Source organism: Enterococcus sp. VV15, from assembly GCF_005236045.1.
Lineage (GTDB): Bacteria > Bacillota > Bacilli > Lactobacillales > Enterococcaceae > Enterococcus_B > Enterococcus_B durans.
The window spans coordinates 106,006-123,143 of the sequence record NZ_QPTY01000003.1 but is presented as its reverse complement, the minus strand read 5'-3'; the positions used below and the strand labels follow the sequence as shown (position 1 = coordinate 123,143).

General features: G+C 37.9%; 16 protein-coding genes. All 16 read right to left on the bottom strand.

Features of this window, described 5'->3' with window-relative positions:
* Position 1 precedes the first annotated feature (1 nt).
* A complete protein-coding gene (locus tag DVW83_RS02385; RefSeq protein WP_137238956.1) occupies positions 2-835 on the bottom strand; it encodes a hypothetical protein in 834 nt (277 codons plus the stop codon).
* A 63-nt stretch (positions 836-898) separates the two neighbouring features.
* Positions 899-1,060, bottom strand: a complete 162-nt coding sequence (locus DVW83_RS02380) for a hypothetical protein (protein WP_238699327.1) — start codon at positions 1,058-1,060, stop codon at positions 899-901.
* Position 1,061: 1 nt separating this feature from the next.
* Positions 1,062-1,373 carry a hypothetical protein gene (locus tag DVW83_RS15345; protein WP_238699326.1) on the bottom strand — a complete coding sequence of 104 codons (312 nt, stop codon included), beginning with the start codon at positions 1,371-1,373 and terminating at the stop codon, positions 1,062-1,064.
* Between the two features lie 74 nt (positions 1,374-1,447).
* Positions 1,448-2,716, bottom strand: coding sequence for an immunoglobulin-like domain-containing protein (locus DVW83_RS02375; RefSeq protein ID WP_238699325.1), 1,269 nt, complete (start codon positions 2,714-2,716; stop codon positions 1,448-1,450).
* Positions 2,717-2,752: 36 nt separating this feature from the next.
* Positions 2,753-5,767 (bottom strand): LPXTG cell wall anchor domain-containing protein, encoded by a 3,015-nt coding sequence (locus tag DVW83_RS15040; protein ID WP_161569442.1) that lies wholly within the window; start codon positions 5,765-5,767, stop codon positions 2,753-2,755.
* Between the two features lie 79 nt (positions 5,768-5,846).
* Complete coding sequence (locus DVW83_RS02360; protein ID WP_104661195.1) at positions 5,847-6,047, bottom strand: TetR family transcriptional regulator; 201 nt, start codon at positions 6,045-6,047, stop codon at positions 5,847-5,849.
* Between the two features lie 331 nt (positions 6,048-6,378).
* Entirely contained in the window at positions 6,379-6,633 is a 255-nt protein-coding gene (locus DVW83_RS02355) for a hypothetical protein (RefSeq protein WP_104661194.1), read from the bottom strand.
* Between the two features lie 132 nt (positions 6,634-6,765).
* Positions 6,766-7,653: a ribose/proton symporter RbsU gene (gene rbsU / locus DVW83_RS02350; protein WP_081134574.1), complete on the bottom strand. Its 888-nt coding sequence runs from the start codon at positions 7,651-7,653 to the stop codon at positions 6,766-6,768.
* Between the two features lie 21 nt (positions 7,654-7,674).
* Positions 7,675-8,070, bottom strand: a complete 396-nt coding sequence (rbsD, locus tag DVW83_RS02345; protein ID WP_104661193.1) for a D-ribose pyranase — start codon at positions 8,068-8,070, stop codon at positions 7,675-7,677.
* Positions 8,071-8,088: 18 nt separating this feature from the next.
* Positions 8,089-8,997, bottom strand: coding sequence for a ribokinase (rbsK, locus tag DVW83_RS02340; RefSeq protein ID WP_104661192.1), 909 nt, complete (start codon positions 8,995-8,997; stop codon positions 8,089-8,091).
* A 487-nt stretch (positions 8,998-9,484) separates the two neighbouring features.
* Entirely contained in the window at positions 9,485-10,435 is a 951-nt protein-coding gene (gene manA, locus DVW83_RS02335; protein WP_137238967.1) for a mannose-6-phosphate isomerase, class I, read from the bottom strand.
* Between the two features lie 38 nt (positions 10,436-10,473).
* On the bottom strand, positions 10,474-11,499 hold the full coding sequence (locus DVW83_RS02330; RefSeq protein ID WP_104661190.1) for a serine hydrolase domain-containing protein: 1,026 nt from the start codon (positions 11,497-11,499) through the stop codon (positions 10,474-10,476).
* 188 nt (positions 11,500-11,687) lie between these two features.
* Positions 11,688-12,536, bottom strand: coding sequence for a VOC family protein (locus tag DVW83_RS02325; protein WP_104661189.1), 849 nt, complete (start codon positions 12,534-12,536; stop codon positions 11,688-11,690).
* Positions 12,537-12,729: 193 nt separating this feature from the next.
* Positions 12,730-14,616 (bottom strand): ABC transporter ATP-binding protein, encoded by a 1,887-nt coding sequence (locus tag DVW83_RS02320; protein ID WP_137238954.1) that lies wholly within the window; start codon positions 14,614-14,616, stop codon positions 12,730-12,732.
* A complete protein-coding gene (locus DVW83_RS02315) occupies positions 14,609-16,339 on the bottom strand; it encodes an ABC transporter ATP-binding protein (RefSeq protein ID WP_104661187.1) in 1,731 nt (576 codons plus the stop codon). Before DVW83_RS02315 ends, DVW83_RS02320 begins: the two co-directional genes overlap by 8 nt.
* Before the next feature lie 15 nt (positions 16,340-16,354).
* Complete coding sequence (locus tag DVW83_RS02310; RefSeq protein ID WP_104661186.1) at positions 16,355-16,999, bottom strand: TetR/AcrR family transcriptional regulator; 645 nt, start codon at positions 16,997-16,999, stop codon at positions 16,355-16,357.
* Between the last annotated feature and the right edge of the window lie 139 nt (positions 17,000-17,138).

Here is a 17,138-nt window from a genome sequence, read left to right as displayed (position 1 = left end):
ATCAAGCGACAGCCATTATCGCCTTCGCCCACTTGTTCGTATAGAATAGACTGATGCATAAAGTCAAACAATTCCCCGAGATAATACAGATAACAGTGATCACTCCTTGGCGTTCCTGAATTGAAAAAAGGGTTTGTACCAATAGTGGATAAAAACTCAGTACCATGAACAATAAGACACCTTGTAACGAAGAGGCACAGATCATTCGAAAAAAATTTTTACCGATCTGATTGATTTCTTCATGAATAAACGTCACTAAAATTATAGGAGAAAGACTAAAATAGAAATACAGCTCAAAAAAACGCAAAAATACAACGATTTTTGTCATGATATTTGTCAGTAGAGATAAGACTAAGGGAATAAATAACAGTAGTAAAAGCGTTAGTTTCTCAAAAAAATTCATTGCTTGTTCTTTCTCCATGATCAAGGAGAAATCAACTACTTGATCCATCTCAGCTTGTATGCCTAGCTCACCGATCCCAACATTGATGATTGTACTAATACCAACAATCGCATGGATAAACACGGTTAAATTCCGCATCATTAATAAACTGAACCCTAATTTTAAAAAAAGTGGTAGGAATAATTCGAATCCTCCGAATGCCGAATAATTACTATAAATTTTTTGAGCAATCTGATGGAATTCTAAAAGCAATAAAAAGCCTAAGACCGAATAAGCAATAGGCTTCACCACAATATCCATGATCAGCAAACTATAGTGATAAATATCTGGTAAGTAGGTCTCTAGATTTTGTACTAATACACTTTGGGGATCATTTGAAAAATTCAACTGTTCTGCAATCGTCTTTAAAACAAACTCGATGGCTCTATCCATGAATAATACGTTGCTCCTCCCCTTATATCGAAATCGTTGCTATCCAAGAACCTGCTGCGATAATCACTGCACCGCCAACAATTTGAAAGATAGCTTGTTGCATTGCTGGCCGTTATGTTCTTTGATCGACATACCTAGTTGGATGATCCCCCACACAGTAAGTAAACTTCCAGAAGCAAGTATTCCTTTGGAAAACAATGCCATTGCCTGTTCAAAATAGTCCATCTCATTCCCCCGTTTCCATATTTTCTTTCGTTGCAAGAACATTTAATTGATAACTGGTCGTTACACGTTCAAAGGAGTCCCTGACACTTAAATACACGAGATACGTACCAGGTAAAGTACTATTGAATGTCCCGCTTACTTCTATTTCTGGAAGTAGTTTTTCTTCTCTGTCATGAACTGTGATCTCTGCTAATGGATCAAATACTTCACCTATAACTATTTCTCGGTCCTTTACACCTAAAAAAACAGGTGGTTCATTAATTACAGTGATCACTCCGTATGCTTTCGAAGATTTTCCATTCGTATCAGTCACCTGAAGTAAAACACGGTATTCACCTAGTTCACTAGTCTTGACTTGACTCCATGAATCTTCATCTACCTCAACAGCTAGTTTTTTTCGGCGTCTTCACGATCTGAAACAATCACCTGCGCCAAATAAGCTTCTTTCGATAGTTGTGAAAAAACATTCACTTTCATATCTGCTTGGATGATCTCAGGAGCCTCATTTATTATGGTGACTTCAACTATTTTTTCCATTGCCAGCTTTCCATATTGATCCTTTACATTGCCGATTTTAAAATAATAGATGCCTTCTTTATTTGGGATGAAATCAGTTTCAATAATATTGGTTTCATTCAATGGAATGTTTCCATCTTCTGCATCCTTTACTTCCACATAATTGAAGATGCTGAATGACTCGTTGATCGCCTGCTCGATTACGACAGGCGCTGAGATGATTGGCGCATCATTGACTACCCGTATTTCTGCATGTGCCACATGTTGTGCACCATGTTGATCTTTCACCGTATAGATCACTTCGTACTCGCCTTCAACAGTTGTATCTAGATTTGTTTCAACGTGAATAGCGGAAGTTAGATCTCCTTCTTCGTTATCAGATGCGAAGACCCCTTTTCTTAAATCCATTGGTTGCCCTATTCGTTGAAACAAAAGTGGTTGTTCAACCGTTATTTTTGGTATGCTATTGATCATGATAGTGAACTCACTTGTCGTTACAAGTCCTTTAGAATCGGTAACTTGAATACGTACCTGTTGTTCTCCAGGTATGGATGTATCCACATCGGTGTAACTGACGTTAGGAAACGGACCGCTCCCATGAATAATCGTGAAATGGTTAGACGGCTCAAAGAAACTATGCTGTTCGACAACGAGATAGGCCGAATGAAGGTTTAGTTTAGCTGCTTGCCACATTGTGGTGACAGAGTCATCTTTGTTATTGACTCTAGATTCGAGTGGCTGAGATAGCGGATTTGATTGCTCATTAATAGTACTTTTTGATTGAACAACTTTCTTTTTTTCTTTTACAAGCATCGTGGTCAAATGCTCAGTTGTATGCTCTAATTGCCGAATATCGGGCTTACTTTGCTCTGTTACTTGATCGATTGATGCAAAGTGTTCGATTACTGAAGAAACAGGATCATGTTTTTCTTCTATCATTTCGTTTTCCGTTGTCTCTTTTTTTGTCGTTGTTAAAACGCCAGTAATTTGCTTTTCAACAGATTGTTCTTGGTGGTGCTTTGCATTGATCATATGACAGCTTCCTAATCCGATTAACCAACCACACAGTGTACTGATAAAAATATAATAGTTCTTTCTTATTGTTTTTTCAGATCGACTAGCTAAGAGCAATTTTTTCATTTATTGTCTAACACCCTTTCTTGGTCTCTTGAGCAATTAATTACTTTTCTTTCGTTGACCATAGATTCGACTACTAACCAAAGCAACGAGTCCAATTCCTATGAATGTGACTATCAATGATCTAGTATCACCAGTTTTAGGTAACATCGGTTGTTCTTTTTTCGGCTCTTTTACTTTTTTCATCTGGATTGTTTGCTCTTTGTTTGTCAAATCATCTTCACGAGCTGCCTCATTCTTTTTTTCCTCTTCATAGTAAAAGATATGGGTCGCTGTCAGCTGCTCCCCATCCTTCAATGTATTTGCTTTTAACTCAAGAAGTACTTCAAAGGTATCTTCTTTACTTTGCGCTGTGTAGGTAGATACATTTTCACTGATGACTTGACCATTTTTAGTATTTTTATATCGTGTGACCACTGTATACGCATGACCGATCTCAAGCCCTTCTCCTTTTATCCAGATCATATCTTTCAAACGATTGGTTACTGTTGGATCGATTTCCTTTTTGCCATCCGCATCAGTAAATAATGAAGAAATCACTAATTCTTCACGCTCATTATAGGCTTCTAGAACGATCCATTCGCCATCTTTTTCTACAGTGATCGAAAAATCTAATGCCGCTCCTAAGGGGAGATACCCTTCAAGGGGTTCTGATTCTATAAATTTATACTTTCCATAAGGTAATGATTCTACTTCTATTTTTCCATCTTTATCAGTGGCATACTCACCCATCAATATTTCTTTCGTTTCCTCATCCTGCTCGATTTTATACAATTCAAATAGGACATTTTTTAAGGGACGGTCATTTAATCGGTCACGTTTGATCACTCTGATAGGTTGACGTGCTAATCGATTCGGCACCTCTAATCGAATGAGTGGATTCGTCTCATTTTCAGTGATACTGAAAATGATGGGGTTCTCTAATGGTAGGTACCCTTCTGGTGCCTTGATTTCATGAAGTTCGTAACGTTCATTTCCCCATGGTAAACTGTCAGTTGTCAGAACTTCTCCTTTTATATTCGTTTCAAAAATGGTTGTGCTCTCAGTATCATTTGGTTTTTGCATAGAGACAAATGCCCCTTTACCATCATCTGCCCAAGTATCGAAAATTTTAAATTGCGCACCTGCATACGGAATCGCTTCTCCTGTATCCTCATCTACTTTGATGATATGTAACCGAGATTCAATGATTTTATCTTCTAAAAAGAAAAAATGTGTATAGCCATCTTTTGTAACAACTACCTCAAATGGTTCAATCAACAAATAACCATCTATCCCCTTTGTTTCTTCGACGATATAGCGATCGTAAGGGAGATCCTCAAACTTAAAATACCCATTTTCTTGCGTCGTTTCCACATACTTCTTTCCTGTTGTTTGAGACGTTGCGGTTAATTCCACACCTGCCAGTGGCGGCTTGATCCCACGATCTCCTGTCAACAATTGATGTAAATTTTCCAGAACCGTACGTGGTATCAACGGACGAGATCCAAATTTATAGCCTTCGATATGCCCTTGGATGACACGATTTTTCACCGTTTTGCTATGGATAGCGACTGTTTCATTTTGCCCAGCATACGTGAGGTGTACGGTATACTTTGTGGGATCAAGAGTATAGCCTTTAGGAGCTTCGATTTCTTGTAGTGTATACGTACCTAGTTTCAACGCTTTTATTTGCCCTTGGACGATTCCATCCGTTTCTTCCATTGTTATTTGCCCCACAGTTTCTCCTTGGCCATTTGTTAATTCATAAACAGCGCCAATAAGCTGTGCCGCTCCTTGTGGGGTATTGCCAGTTTCTTCATATTCTTTGATCACTCGTAGATTTGCTAGTTGCTCTTGGTTATCCTTGATGATAGTCGTTGTTTCATTTGCTTTGATCGTCATTGTGTGTGGTGTCGTATCCAAAATGTATCCATCGGGGGCTTTTATTTCTTGAATCGTCACTTTTGTATCTACTAACAACTCATTCCAAGTGGCGTAGCCATCGGCATTGGTCATGATTTCTTGTACTTGACCAGTTGAAGTCGCAAAACGAAAAACGGCACCTGCCAGTGGTTGCTTCGTAGTTTCATCTACTTTGCGAACACGGGCATTGCCGTTTTTCGTGACATTTACAGTTAAACTTGTCTTCGTTAGATCATTTATTCTTCCTACCATCATATTTTGCGTATAAGGATGCTGGTAAATCAGTGGTACTCCACGGTAACTACTAGCAATGGCATAGTGAAAATCGATATTTCCGGATTTGTTTGCTTCCTTGGTCGCTGTGACCGTCAACTGATTTCCTTGCTTGTTTACCATAAGTCCTGGGGCTATAGCAGAAGGAGAGGATTCATAATTACTAAAAGACCCCGTCGTATCTAAAATCGTCTTGCTTTCGCCGATTTTCAATTCAACTATTTGGTGATCAAAACTTGGTTTGACAAAAAATTTATTGACGTTTGTCATCACACTTGCTTTAAATGTTTGATAGTCTGCCATCGTAAATACTCCCGAAATACTGGTCGGATAAATTCCTTGCTGTTCCCAAGCTAAAATTTGAGTCATCAATTCTTTTTGGAGTGTATGTCCAGTGACGATGATCCCATAATAGGTGATCAAGGAGATTTTCTTCAGTTGTTCAGTATTTTGCGGGGATACTGTGTATCCCCCATTATTTCCTATGCTAAGTGCTGCTCCTTGCTCGATGCATAGTGCAATCTCGCCATTTACTCGTTTTCCATACCAGCCATACTCGCGACCGCCATTGGATAAGTAAATATCGATATTTGCAATGTGTGCATTGGGATCTACATGTATGATTTGATTATCCCGAGTGTCTATTCTTCCGAACTTCTCGTGAATCGAAGAGCGGATATAGTTGGAAGGAACTGTCGTATACAGTTTACCGTTTTCTTGTTGCATCAATTGGTTTTCCAACAAAAAAGTTGTTTGCTGTTCTTTTTCATCTGTCATTTTTTCTAACGCTATAATTGAGGAACTTCCGAGAATGGAAGGAATCAGTAAACTAATCAGAATAAGCAATCGGAAACAAAACTGTCTATTTTTCTTCATTGAATCACTCCCGTTATCATTGATTGATAAGTCTGTTTTATAAATTAGGTTCCTTTAACTTGTGAAATTACACTCTCACTTAACGAACTAGTCGGATCACATAGCCTTTTTTACACCATTCATAGCGCAGGATCCCACTTTTTTGGACTTGATTGATCAGCTTTGCTTTACTGCCCGTTGACCAACCTTCTTTATGAACAGATCGTTCATACTCAGATAAACTAATGGTCTTTCTTTTACCACTACGCATGAATGCTATCAACTGCTGTATTTCAGTCATATTCAACTTCCTTTTCAGCATTTTGGCATAGACACTTTTTGGATAAATGCCAACCTGACTATTTTAGGGAATAGACAACCTGTGACACGAATAAGCCTTGAGAAAAACAAACGTAAGAAATCCTTCTTCAAACAAATAGCTATCACTAGCAATTATTTGCTCCATTTTCATCAATCGTTTATAAGGACACATGATCTGCCAGTTTACCATCACTGACAATACTGCCTTTTTAGTGAGCACCAACATGGATTGACAGTCAATCATCCACATCTCATCGTATCCAATACGAATGATGCTCTTTTTATGCAATTTTCAAAGAACAGACTAGGAATCACCAAGATTTCACTTTAAGCGGTCTCTCTGTATACTGCAATGCTTGTGTTGAATTCATTCTTTTAGCAAAAATCATCCCTCCTGAAGACACGGCTGTTTTAATGTGCCGATAAAGTTTATAATCAGGCAGCTCCTGTTTTGTTTCACGATCAATAAAGTAACCATTACCTAAATTGGCCCAAGTAGAACCATTAAATAAACGGACAGTTAATGCTTTACTTCGAATGGCTTTTTTCGAACAGATCCTTAACACATATATCCCTCCTCACTCTATAGTTACGAATTAATTGAGATTCTTCCAAAAAAAAAAAAAAAAAGAGTTCATATCGCTTTGAACAAACAACGTGAACTCTTCCTTCTTTTTAATGTGAATTTCTTTCTTCGATCAAATCAATACAGTAATAGTAGCTGCTGCTAAAATCAATACGAGACCAATAACTGTAATTGTCATTTCTTTTTTCGTTTTCTTTTGTCCTAAGAACCAAATACCCGTTAAAGTAGCTAATACAACAGATGTTTGTGATAGAATAAAGCCAGTAGCTAAACCATTCATATCCGGTTGAGCAGAGATAAGATAAGTCAATGCAGCAAAAGCAAAGAAGAAACCAGAAAAGATATGTTTATAAGAAACTACTTCAGTAAACGCTGATTTTTCATTCCCTTTGAAACTTAAAACTGCTGTGTAGACTACTGCGACTAGCACCATTCCGATTGCTTGTGGTAAGAAGGCATGCATCCCGTCAATCGAAGTTGCTTGAGGTGCAGCTGAGTACGCCCAATAACCAATTTCCCCTACAGCTAACAATAGAACTGCTTTTTTCAACAAATTGCTGTTTTCTTTATCTTTCTTTTCTGACCATACTGTCATCCAAGCACCTAAAATAATCAATACTAAAGCAAATGCACCAAGTAATTTTGCTGTAGTTCCTGGCCAGTTACCTAACGCAAACACACCCCACAAAGATGCACCTAGCAGTTGAAAGGCGGTTGTGATCGGCATTGCACGAGAAGAACCAATCAATGTGAATGACTGGAAGGTGATGATTTGTGCCGTTGCCCAGCCGACACCTGATAAGATCGAAAAGACTAAATCCATTCCTGTAGGTAATCCGATTCCTTTTATTACTGCAAAAACGATTGCAAAAATCAGTGTTCCTATAGTAGAGCCTAAAATTTGGTTGACTGGACGACCGCCAAGCTTAGAAGCAATCGTCGGGTATAACCCCCAACCTAACAGAGGTCCTAATCCAATTAAAAGTGCTGTCGCATTCATTCTATATCCTCCTTATTTGTTTTAAAATACAACGCCGCTTTCAAGAATGATATTCGCATACGGTGTCATTTCCCCTGTGCGAATAAATGCATGACAATTATTTAAATCTGCCTTCATTTCACTATGAGGAATAAACGTAATCGGCGTTTCTGGTAATCGTTCTTTGATTTCTGATAATACTTGAGGGTTGTCTGATTTGATTTCTTCTGCCAAGTAAATGCGCTGAACTTCTAATTCTTCTAAAACATTATTCAGTACTTGCATAAAACTTGGAATACCATTATCCACAGCTAGATCGATTTTTTCAGTAGTCATTGGTACAGGCATTCCTGCATCACCAATACTCAATTTATCAAAATGACCCATTTGTGCGATAACTCGAGAAATATCTGAATTGATTACTTTTGACTTTTTCATACTAAAAATATCCTTTCTTTAATCCAATTCATTTTTATAAGGAATCGATGGTTGTGCGCCAAAACGTTGAACAGTAAGTGAGGAAGCTTTATTTCCATAACGAATTGCCTCTTCCAAATTACTAAAATCTTTTGCCAATAGACTACTCATTGCACCAATGAATGTATCACCAGCTGCCGTTGTATCCACAGCGTTTACTTTAAACGCTTTAACGATACCATTTTTCCCATCTTTTAGCGCGTAAAAAGCTCCTTTGCTTCCAATCGTGATGATCACGACTTCTATTCCTAACGCATGAAGTTTAGATGCTGCTTCTTGTAGACTTGCTTCGTCGCTGATCGTCACGCCAGTTAAAATCTCTGTTTCTGTTTCATTCGGTATGATCATATCTGTTACTTTTAGTAATTCTTCTGGTACATTTTCTAATGCCGGTGCTGGATTCAAAATCGTTTTGACTCCTGCCTTCTTCGCAATCTTGAAAGCTTCAATCGTGCTTTCTATAGCGCTTTCAAATTGAGCAATGATAAAATCGCTCTTTTCGATGATTGCTTGGCTTTTTCTAACTTGTTCTGGGGTAAACGCGTTGTTTGCGCCCGCATGGATCATGATACTATTTTCACCTTGATCGTCAACGATGATGTAGGCTTGACCAGTCGCTTCGTTTTCTAATGTAGCCACACCAGTTAAATCAATTTCTTCTTGGCTTAACAGCTCACTCATTGTTTTTCCAGCTTCATCCGTTCCTACTGCTCCAATAAAATAAGTATCTGCTTCGGAACGTCTAGCGGCTACAGCTTGATTTGCTCCTTTTCCTCCACCTGCTGAAAAGGTTTCTCTTGTATGGATCGTTTCTCCAGGTTTAGGCATATGTTTCACTCGAATCGTACGGTCTAGATTGATACTACCGATAACTGTTACAGTGTTCATTTTCACCACTCCATTTACATTATAAATTAGTTCAAACACTCTTTTAACAACGATTAAAACGTTTTAATTTTTACAAAAAGAATATACCACAGATTGAAAGTGATTTCAAGAACTCTGCTACTAAGTGTAATTTTTCTGAATTTTCTGTCGCAATTATATGACGAAAAGAGAATATGGAACAAATCTAAAAATCAGGTTTGCTACCGACTCTCGAATAAACGGCATCCAAAAGTCAGTTTTTTCGGAAATTTCAAAAAAAAAAGATCGTGAGGCAAAAGTAGGGAATACTTTTGCTTCACGATCTAACAAGAATAAACAGTGGGCGCAGAAACAACTCTTACGAGAAATAAACCGAAATTCACAAAAAGTTGAAAGCCCGTGAATCTCTACTTATTTCTCGGAGTGAAATACCTCTGGTCCGACCACTTGCTTCTATACGTTTTTTTCAAAGAAAAGAACATTTCCATCACTGTTACTTTTGCACGAATTATTTTCCTGGTTCAGAGGCAATGATTGTTAGTTCTCCTTGAACAGTCCATTCGTTGATCTCGTTCGGTAGAATGAAGCTTGTTCCTTTTTCTAACAGGTATGTCTGATTATCCACGATCAATTCCCCAGCGCCATCGATTACCGTCGCCAATGTATAAGGTGCTTGTTTTTTGAAGGAAGTGATTCCTTTGATATCCCATTCATACACATTGAAAAAATCAGTTTCTAAGTAAGTAACAATAGAAGATTGTCCTTTTCGAACTTCTTTGATTTGTAATTCTGGAGTTTTTGCAGGTACAGTAGTCACATCGATCGATTGTTGGATGTGTAGCTCCCGTTTCTGACCGCTTGCATCTTTTCTATCATAGTCATACACACGATAAGTCGTGTCTGAACTTTGTTGTGTTTCTAAAATCATGATCCCTTTGCCGATTGCATGGATCGTTCCACTAGGAACATAGAAAAAGTCACCTTTTTTGACAGGAACTTTTTTCAACAAATCGTCCCAACGGCCTTCTTTGATCATTTCAGCCAATTCTTCTCTGGTCTTCGCATGATGACCATAAATGATCTCAGCACCTGGCTCAGCATCTATGATGTACCAGCATTCTGTTTTTCCTAGTTCTCCTTCATGTTTCATTCCATAGGCATCATCTGGATGGACTTGTACAGAAAGTTCATCTTCAGCATCCAATATTTTGATTAACAATGGGAAAACTGGTTCCGTTGGATGACCAAATAACTCCTTATGTTCTTTCCATAGATCATCTAATTTTTGACCTTTGAATTCGCCATTTTCTACAACGCTAACGCCATGTGGATGTGCGCTGATTGCCCAATCTTCCCCGATTTTGTCATTAGGGATATCAAAACCAAATACGGATTTCAGCCGGCTACCTCCCCAGATTTTTTCTTGAAAGACTGGTTTTAAAAACATAGGTTCTTGCATCATTCTAACTCCTCTCGATTTTCATGATTATTATAGCATTATTTGTTTAATAACGCTTTCTCTTTCAAAAAATTTTCAACGATCTCATCGCGACATTCAATATACGCCTCACGATGGTCTTCTGGATGGACACGATTGGATAAAAAGATGAACGTAGTTTGATCGATCAAGTCAATCAATAAAAATGTACCCGTATAACCAGTATGAAAGAGAATTGGATGATGATCGGTCACATCTCTTTTCAAATCCCATCCCAATGATCGATCCCCGTTTTGAAGTGGTGTTTGATCTTTCAAAAGCTCCTGGATGGTTTTTTCTTCTAAAAACTGACCATTCGCAGTTTTCCCTTTATCCAGATACATTTTGACAAATTTGATGCTATCTTCTAAATCGATAAATAAACCTGCATTGCCTGCATGTTCTGCTAAGACTCTTGCTTTTGGATCGTGTGTGATTCCCCGCAAGACTTCTCCTGATGCCAATTGTTGCGTGGGTACGATTCGTTTGGATGGATATGGTAAAAAAAGGCTATTCATCATCCCTAATGGTTCCAACACTTGTTCTTGGAACAATTCTGTTGCTGGTTCTTGGAAAATCTCTTCCAACATGAACCCTAACAAGATCGTGCCTGCATCAGTGTATTTCACAGCCTTTCCTAACTGATCTCCTGGTTGAAGTTTAAGGTAAGCAGCAATCAACTCTTCTTGTGAAAGTTGATCACGATCAGGAATCCACGTTTGGATATCAGATGTATGGGTCAATAAGTGACGGATCGTGATTGTTTGATTGTCAAAAGCTGGTAAATAATCTGCAAGCGGACGATCCAACTCAATTTTTCCATCTTCCCACAAGCGCAAGACCAAACTAGTTGTCGCAATCACTTTTGTCAAAGATGCTGCATCAAAAAGCAAGTCTTCTTCCATAGGCTGGATCTCTGGGACAACCTGAGCGTTTCCAGCAAAGAAACGTTCAACTTCATCTTTTCGGATGAATGCGCCAACGACACCAGGATAATAGCCTTCTTCTAATTTTTTTAAAATCAATTGTTTTGTTTCTGGATACATGTTCCTCTCCCTTTCTTTCGAAGGATACTCTTTCATTCCATGCCCAAAGCATATAGCTTTCTTTCAGGAGAAACAAGATTTTTCCAATATTTTAGACTTTTCTGCTAAAAACTAAGGATGAAAAATATAAATAAAAAACTCCTACGTATCACATGTCAATACGCTAGGAGCAACTTTCACACGCTAATTTATTTTTTTTCTTCTTTAGAATCTGTCACAAACCACCATTCGATTCCTATAGCATCATAGATGGTCAATACTGTATGCTTTTTATCTAAGAAGAAATCAACTGAATATTCTTTTAAATGTTGGACAAGTTCTTCCATATTCTCTTGGCTGATCACAAACTTCAAAAAGTCTAAACCAATCACTTCGTGGGTCGGAAGTTGGATTGCTTCACTCGTTTCTTCAGTCAGACCAACATGGAAGTCCCCTTCATTTAAAACATACCATTCGTTTTTTTCGTTATGGACTTTTAAACCAAGTAAGTTTTCAAGAAACTTACGTTCTTTGGCACTATCGATTACATTTAAGTGGATTTTTTCAAAATAAGAGCCTGCTGATAATTTTTCGTACTTTTCTTCAGATTTTCGCAACAACGATTCTTGATCCAAATTTTCTGGATCTGCAGACTTCTCTACTGTTCCATCTTCGTGATAGATCTCTAATTCATTACCTTCTGGATCTTTTAATAAGATACCCATACGGCCTTGGTCTTCTAATGCTTTTTCAATTACGTAATTCGCCTTGCGGATACGGCATAGAATATCTGCCATTTCTTCTACGCTTGGAATAATCAATGAGAAGCGGTTGAGCTTTTTGATCTCCCCGAAGTGATCATCTGCTCTGGGGCTTTCTTCAAGCAATAGCATTTCACTGTCACGCTCTTCCGTTCCTAGAATAGCTAGTTCGTTTTCTTCCCGTTTCAAATCAAAGCCAATTGTATTCTTATAAAAATCAATCATTTTATCTCGGTCTTTCACCCGGATTGCCACGCTTTTCAAATAGGTAGCAGACCCCAATTTAAAATCTTTCATTATTCTTGCTCCCCTCTACGTCAAGCTTTATTTTAACGATGGTTCCCATTTCTTTCAAGCGATAAATAGCTTTTTATAAAAAAATGTGAGAATTCTCACTTTTTCATATAATTTTAATAAAATAGTGAAAAAACGATAGTTATAAACAATAAAACGCACGAAACAATCTATGTCTCGTGCGTTAATTTTCATTTTATGAGGCTTCTTCCTCTGAAAATTGACTGTTATACAAATCAGCATAAAATCCATCTTTTTCCATCAAAGCATCGTGATTACCTGTTTCAACGATCGAACCGTGATTCATAACGATAATGTTATCTGCATCACGAATCGTTGACAGACGGTGAGCTACCACAAAACTTGTTCGGTTTTCTAATAAACGATTCATCGCTTTTTGAATCAATATCTCAGTTCGTGTATCTACACTAGAGGTAGCTTCATCCAGGATCAAGACATCTGGATTAGCAAGGAATGCTCGTGCAATCGTAATCAATTGTCTTTGACCTTGAGAAATGTTGCTGGCATCTTCATTTAATACTGTATTATAGCCTTCAGGTAACTTGCGAACAAAGTCATCGACGTGGGCTGCCTTAGCTGCTTCGATTACTTGCTCATCCGTTGCATCTTCGTTCCCATACTTGATATTGTCATAGATTGTCCCTGTGAATAACCAAGTATCTTGAAGTACCATGGAGAACTGTGCACGTAAAACATCTCGTGAAAGATCTCTCGTGTCAACACCATCGTAACGAATGCTTCCGCCCGAAACATCATAAAATCGTTCTAACAGGTTGATCAAGGTTGTTTTCCCTGCCCCTGTAGGTCCTACTATAGCAACCATTTCTCCCGGTTTTACATCTAAACTGAAATCAGTCATCAATAAACTATCTGGAGAATAGCCAAATTGAACATTTTCAAAACGTACTTTGTAAGGTGTATCTTTTTCTACTGGCAATCCTGATTTTTCCTCTGTCATCTCTGCTTCGTCTAAGACTTCAAAAACACGTTCTGCAGAAGCAACTGTGGATTGGATCGTGTTCATCAAACTTGCTAGCTGTGTGATTGGTTGTGAAAATTGTGTCGTATATTGCAAGAAGGCTTGAACATCACCAAGGGACATATTCCCATTCGCAACTTTGACACCCCCAAGAACAGCAACAAATACATACCCCAAGTTTTTAACAAAGTTCATCAAAGGCATGATGATTGCTGAAATGAACTGAGCTTTCCAGCCTGCCGCGTATAGTTTTTGATTTTCTTCTTCAAAAACTTCTTGGTCTTTTGCTGTATGGTTAAATGTTTTAACGATCGTATGTCCACTATACGTTTCTTCTACCTGATTATTTAAAAGTCCTAGACTCTTTTGTTGATCAGCAAAGAATATTTGTGATTTTGGCGCAATGATCATGACGATGATCAAACTTAAAGGAATCATCAATAATGCGACCAACGTTAACTGCCAACTGATAGAAAGCATCATGACGATAACCCCGATCAATGCGACAGCACTCGTTACAAATTGCGTCAAGTTTTGTTGAAGCGTACTTGCAATGTTATCCATGTCATTGATAGCTCTAGACATGATGTCCCCATTTGTATGTGTATCATAGTAAGAAATAGGTACTCGGTTCATTTTTGCTTCTAGATCATGTCGTAATTCATACACTGTTCGTTGTGAAACTCTAGTCATGATAAATTGTTGTAAAAAGTTGAATACCGCAGAAATCAAATACATTACCATAACTGTCGCAATGATTTGTGCAATTTTGTCAAAATCAATCGGAAATTTTGATATCTGTTGGCCTGCTTGTATCTGTTTAGCACCTGCCATGACACCATTGAATATTTCCGTTGTCGCTTTCCCTAATACTTTAGGCGTTTGGATTTGGAAGATTACAGCTGCAATCGCCAACACAAAAACGGCAATGATTGCAACTAAACGTTTGGACATATACCCAAATAATCGTTTAACTGTTCCCCAAAAATTCTTAGGTTTTTCTCCTTTAACGCCAATGTTGCGTCCAGGACCATGTCCGCCACCCATTGGTCCATGAGAAGGTTTCGTATTTTCTTTACTCATGTAGATCCTCCTCTCTCAATTGCGAATGAACGATCTCTTGATACGTTTCATTTGTTTTAAGTAATTCATCATGTGTTCCTTTACCGACTAATTTCCCTTCATCTAATACTAAGATCGTATCAGCGTCCATAACAGTACTTACACGTTGAGCAACTAATACCGTAATGCTTTGTGTCATATTTTGTTTCAATGCTTGGCGAAGATTTGCATCTGTTTTAAAGTCTAAAGCTGAAAATGAATCATCGAAGACATAGACATCTGCTGGTTTGACTAAAGCCCGTGCAATAGCCAGTCGTTGTCTTTGACCACCAGAGAAGTTCCCGCCGCCTTGTTCTACATGGCTGTCTAACCCATCTTCTAATTCTGAGACAAATTCTTTCGCTTGAGCAATTTCTAATGCTTTCCAAATCATTTCATCAGTTGCATCTGCTTTACCATATTGCATATTTTCTCTGATCGTTCCAGAAAAGAGCATCGCTTTTTGTGGAACAAAGCCCATCAATTCTCTCAAATCATATTGCGTCACTTCACTGATACTTGTTCCATTGATCTTGATGGCACCAGATTCAATATCATACAAGCGTGGGATAAGATTGACTAAAGTCGTTTTCCCTGAACCAGTACCTCCGATGATTGCAACGATCTCCCCAGATTTGGCAGAAAAATCAATATCTTCTAAAGCTAATTTCTCCGCCCCATGATAGCGATAATTGACATGCTCAAAGGCAAGTGTGGCATTTTTTCCTGCAAGAGCCAATTTTTTAGGATCTTTAGGGTCATTGATTCCTATTTCTTCATCTAGTACTTCATTGATACGATCAGCAGATGCTTGTGCTCTAGGTACCATGATAAAAATGGCTGACAGCATCATGAAGCTAATCAAAATCTGCATCGCATATGTCATGAATGCAATTAGGTTCCCTACTTCTAAAGTCATATCTGCTATGTAGTGACCACCAAACCAGGTAATTGCTACATTTGTTCCACTCATGATCAATGTCATCATCGGCATCATCAATGCAACGATCGTGTTTACTTTAATCGCTGTATTCGTATAATCTTTATTCGCTAAATCAAAACGATTTTCTTCAAATCGTGTTTTATCAAAGGCCCGAATAACACGTACGCCTGTTAATCCTTCACGAAATACCAAGTTCAAGCGGTCTGTTTTTTTCTGCATACTCTTGAACAAAGGAACAGCAAAATACATGATCCCACCAATCAAGACTATCATGACAGGGATAACTACTAAGAAAATTTTCGTTAATTCATGATCTTTTTGATAAGCTAAGAAACTTGCACCCACCAATGTAATCGGGGCATTGATCATCATTCTTAGAAACATTTGCGTAACCATTTGGATCTGGGTCACATCATTGGTTGTTCGTGTAATCAAAGAAGCTGTTCCATATTTATCAAAGGCGTCTTTGGTCAAGCTTTCTGATTTTTTATAAACATCTGTACGTAACTGTTTTCCTAATTTCTGTGATTCTCGTGTTGCAAAATAGGTATTTGCAATTGCTGCAAAAATACTGATCAAAGAAAAGCCGATCATGACAAAACCAGTCTGCCAGATATAATCGACATCTCCTTTTGCTACCCCTTTATCAATAATATTAGAGGTCAGTGTCGGCAAGTAAAGATCTGCGAAGACTTGGATAACCATAAATATCGTAGCAGCAATTGCCGAAGTCAATGATATCCGTTTAAAAATTTTTAGCATGTAGTACCCTTCTTTCTATTTATATACTCCATTTTTCAACCAAGACAATTTCAATTTGAATTCTTCGATTGCTTGATCAACAGAGTAATCTTTGGATTTTGAGAATGTTTTATAAGAATGAGCGATTGTCGTAAAAAATGTACTCATCACTACTTGGATCAGTAATTCCATCTCATGGTCATTTTTGATTTTTAGTGTAGTGCGATCAATCAACTCAACCAATTCTTTCGCATCTTGTTTATGCTCTTCATGGGGGTGATGCTGATCTCCTCTAGCGTGGGGCACCACTTTACGAGAAGCACGATAATCCATATTCATGAACAAATTTCGATAAAAAGCAGCATTTTCTCCCACTAAGATATCGCGGATCATCTTTGTAAAATATAATTCGAATCCCTTGAACAAATCACCATCGGCTTCTTTCATCAATTGGATCATGTCTCTAGAACTATCACGTCGCACTGTTTCAAAGTAATAGAAATAAAGATCTTCTTTGTCCTCAAAATATTGATAAAAACTACCGCGAGGAATTTCAGCTATCTTCACAATATTAGCGATAGAAGCATCTTTTAACGAGACTCTTGAGAACTCAACTCTTGCTGCTTCTAACAGTCGTTTCTTTTTTTCTTCAGGCAAATGAAAAAAAGTCTGCTTAGGCATAAGTAGCCTCCTCCCTTCCAAAAATGACACACCGTCATATGACACTATGTCATTATAACACCAGGTAATTGTTTTGCAAGTGATTTGCATGATTTTTTTCATGAAAACAACTTTTTTTTTATTTAAAATGGAACCTTTA